Genomic DNA, 3519 nt, shown 5'->3' on the forward strand with positions numbered 1-3519 from the left:
CACAGGGCGCGGGCCTGGAAAGGACCGGCGTTGGCCGGGCCCAGCACCAGCACGGCTTCGCGCACCTGGGCCGCGCCGCCCAGCCCGGCCACGGCCCGGTCGAGCCAGGCCGGGGCGAAGGCCGCGTCATCGTCGAGCCGGGCGATGGCGATCCAGGGGTCGGTGAGGGGGTGATTCTCGACGGCGCGCATGGGAAATTCCGGATGGAGACTGCGCTGTAATCGTCGCGAAGCGGCCTTGTCTTGAGGGCCAGCCCCAAAAAAGTATCGCCACCCGGGGTGGGTGGCGATATCAGGGGGCGATGCTGGCGGGCAAGCCCGCCGCGCCAGGCGTTACCGCCCGGTGCTCAGAGCTTCAGTTCGCCGTAGCGGCCTTCGTACTCTTTCAGGGCGATCTCCAGCAGCGCGTGCAGGCGCTTGGCGGCGTAGGGGTTCATCACGATGCGGTTGGACAGGGCCACGCGAACCTCCTTGGCGTCCTGCTGCCAGGTCTGATGGGCGCCGAACAACAGCGCCATCTCCTCGCGGGTGCCCATCACGTTGCAGACGTTGGCGTAGTGGGTCTGCATGGCGCTGTCGTCCCACACCAGCGTGGGGGCTTCCGCGGGTTGCTGGATGTTCTGGACGGTGGCTTGTTCGCTCATTGCGGGTTCTCCTTGGATCGACGTTGTCATGCTGCCCGCCGGCCGGATGCGCGGCGGCTGGATGCTTTATCGGCAGCAGGCAGCGTCCATTGAATGCGTCGGGCGCCAATCAGCCCTCCGGCAGCGGCAGCCAGGGCAGCGCCCGGGTTGGTGTCGCTGTCGGCGGCGGTTTCGGGCTCGGCCGGGGCGGTCGCAAGGATGTCGTCGGACGACACCCGCAGTTCGGTCAGCTCGGGCTCCACGTCACCAACGGGCAGCGCCGGGATGGCCGGTGCCACGCTGGCTTCAGGCGGGGCCGCCTGCGGCAGGGCCGGCGCGGTGTCCGGCTCCGGCGCGCGGGTGCTGTCCTGCTGCTGGAGGACGCCGCTGGTGTTCTGGCGGTCGATCTCGCCCGGCGTGCCCAGGGGGCTCATGAGGATGCGGATGTTCTGCCCGAAGGCCACGGCGTTCATCATCGACACGGACGGGGTGAAGACCTTGATGCCCACCGTCTGCGGGATGACTACCGGTGCCCGCTGGACCGGCGGCTGCAGCGCGGCGCCGAGGGTGGCACCTTCGGCGTTGCCGGTGCTGCTGCCGAGGTTGCCCTCGCCGCTGCCCGCCGTGCTGCCGGAACCGCTGGACGGCGCGGCGGCAGTGCGGCTGGGGCCGACGGCCGGGGTTTCGGCGCTGCGGACCGATTCGACACTGCCAACCGGCGCCTCGACGGGCGGCGCGACCGGCATGACGGCCGGGGCGCCAACCCCGGGTGCAGCGCCGACAGACATCGGGCTGGCGCTGAGGATCGGCGTCGAACTGCCGAAGACCTGCCCGCTCACCGTGGGCGACAGCGCCGCGATCAGGATCGCGTCCGGCCCATTGACGGTGATGCGCACCTCGGCGGCGCTGCCGTCGAGGGTGGTGACACCGATCGCGTCGATGGCGAAGAGGCCGCTCGGCACGCGGGCCGGGTCGGCGGTGTAGGTCCAGCCGCCGGCGGCGTCGAGGACCAGCGTGCCGTAGAGGCCGGCCAGTTCGCCCGCCACGAAGCCCGATTCGCCGGCGTCGGCATCAACGACGGTGAGGGTGCCGGTGGTGACGAGGTTGCGGTCGGTCTTGACCGCGCCGCGGGTGTCGCCGCCGACCGTCGGGTGGTCGTCGCTGCCGGTGATGGCGAGGGTGAGGGTCTGCATCGCCGTGCCGCCGTGACCGTCCGCCACCACGTAGGTGAAGGTTTCGGTGGCGGCCTGACCGGCCTTGAGGGCCTGGCCGGCGGCGGTATCCACGGCGTAGGTGTAGCTGCCGTCGGCGTTGAGGACGAGGGTGCCGTAGGTGCCGGTGACGGCCGTGCCCACGCCCGCGGCCAGCGGCGCTGCGCCGGCCACGCCCACCGCGCCGACGCGCAGCAGGTCGCTGGCATCCACGTCGGTGTCGTTGGCGAGCACGCCGGTGGCGGCATCGACGGCGAGAGTGTCGTCCTCGCGGATGGCGGCGCTGTCGGCGCTTGCCACCGGGACGTCGTTGGTGCCGGCGATACGCACGGTAACGGTGCGCGCCACGGTGCCGCCCTGGCTGTCGTCGAGGCTGAGGGTGAAGGTTTCCACCTTCGTCTCGCCCACGGCGAGGTATTCCACCGCCGAGGCGGCGACGGAGTACGTCCAGGCGATGGCCTCGCCATCGACAGCGGCGGTAAGAGCGCCGAGCACGCCGTCGGAAGCGGTGATGACCGGCAGCACACGGTGGCTGTCCAGGTGATCCACGTCGGTGAAGGCGATGCGGCCGGTGTCGATGAGGTTGCCGGCGGGCGTGCCGGCTTCGGTGACGGCGCCGGTGAGATCGACCGTGGCCACCACCGGCGCGTCGTTGGTGCCGGTGAGGGTGACGGTGACGCTGCGGCTGGTGATGCCGCCGTGACCATCGTCGAGGCTGAGGGTGAAGGTCTCGACCTTGCTCTCGCCGGCGGAGAGGTATTCGATAGCGGAGGCGGCGACCCGGTACTGCCAGGTGATCTCGCCGCCCTGCCCGTCCGCGTCGCTGGCCGGGGTGGTGACGCTGGCGGTGAGGCTGCCCAGCGCGCCGGCCGAGGCGGTGATGGTCGGCAGCACGGCGTGGCTGTCGGTGAGGTCCACATCGCCAAAGGCCACGGTGCCGCTGGTGGCCAGATCGCCGGCCGGGGTGATGACCTCGGTGACCGCGCCGGAGAGGCCGGACAGGGCCACGACCGGGGCGTCGTTGGTGCCCGTGATGGTGACGGTGACGACGGTGTCGGTGCTGCCGCCGCGGCCGTTGTGGATGGCCAGGGTGAAGGTTTCGACGCGGGTCTGGCCGGCTGCGAGGTATTCCACATCCGCCGCGTTGACGCTGTAGGCCCAGGCGATGACGCCGCCGGTGCCGTCCACGTCGCTGGCCGGGGTGGTGACGGTGGCAGTGAGCGTGCCCAGCGCGCCGGCCGAGGGGGTGACGCCGGAGACACTGTGAGTGTCGGCCAGATCCACGTCGCTGAAGGCGATGCTGCCGGTGGTGGCGAGCACGCCGGCCGGGGTGACGGCCTCGGTGATCGCGCCGGTGAGGTCACCGCTGGTGACCGGAGTGTCGTCGGCGCCGGCCACCGCGATGTCGAGGGTGGTGGTGACACTGCGGCCGCCGTTGCGGGTGACGGTGAAGGTGAAGCTGTCGGTGCCGGTCTCGCCGGCGGCGAGGTTTTCGGTGGCCGCGGCGGCGTCATCCACCACGTAGCTGTAGCTGCCGTCGGCGTTGAGGGTGAGGCTGCCGAAGCGGCCGGCGAGCGCGCTGCCAACGGTGCCGGCGGTGCTGCCGGCGCTCACTGCGGTGACGCGGGCGATGGCGGTGCCGTCGGCCACGGTGCCGATGGCGTCGTCGAGCACGCCGCCGCTGGC

General features: G+C 71.8%; 3 protein-coding genes. All 3 read right to left on the reverse strand.

The genetic code is table 11. The annotated features are described in order from the left end of the window. On the reverse strand, positions 1–191 hold a 191-nt coding region (locus tag QQK25_RS22455), incomplete at its 3' end, for a hypothetical protein (protein ID WP_284189964.1). A 155-nt stretch (positions 192–346) separates the two neighbouring features. Next, positions 347–643 carry a DUF3467 domain-containing protein gene (locus tag QQK25_RS22460; RefSeq protein WP_284189965.1) on the reverse strand — a complete coding sequence of 99 codons (297 nt, stop codon included), beginning with the start codon at positions 641–643 and terminating at the stop codon, positions 347–349. Between the two features lie 26 nt (positions 644–669). Continuing rightward, positions 670–3519 (reverse strand): VCBS domain-containing protein (locus QQK25_RS22465; RefSeq protein WP_284189966.1); only part of this gene is annotated, 2850 nt, incomplete at its 5' end.

The sequence above is a fragment of the Zoogloea oryzae genome, from assembly GCF_030161255.1.
Lineage (GTDB): Bacteria > Pseudomonadota > Gammaproteobacteria > Burkholderiales > Rhodocyclaceae > Zoogloea > Zoogloea oryzae.

Coding starts and splice junctions, on each gene's coding strand:
- QQK25_RS22460 (WP_284189965.1), bottom strand. CDS start 643: ATGAGCGAACAAGCCACCGTCCAGAACATCCAGCAACCCGCGGAAGCC.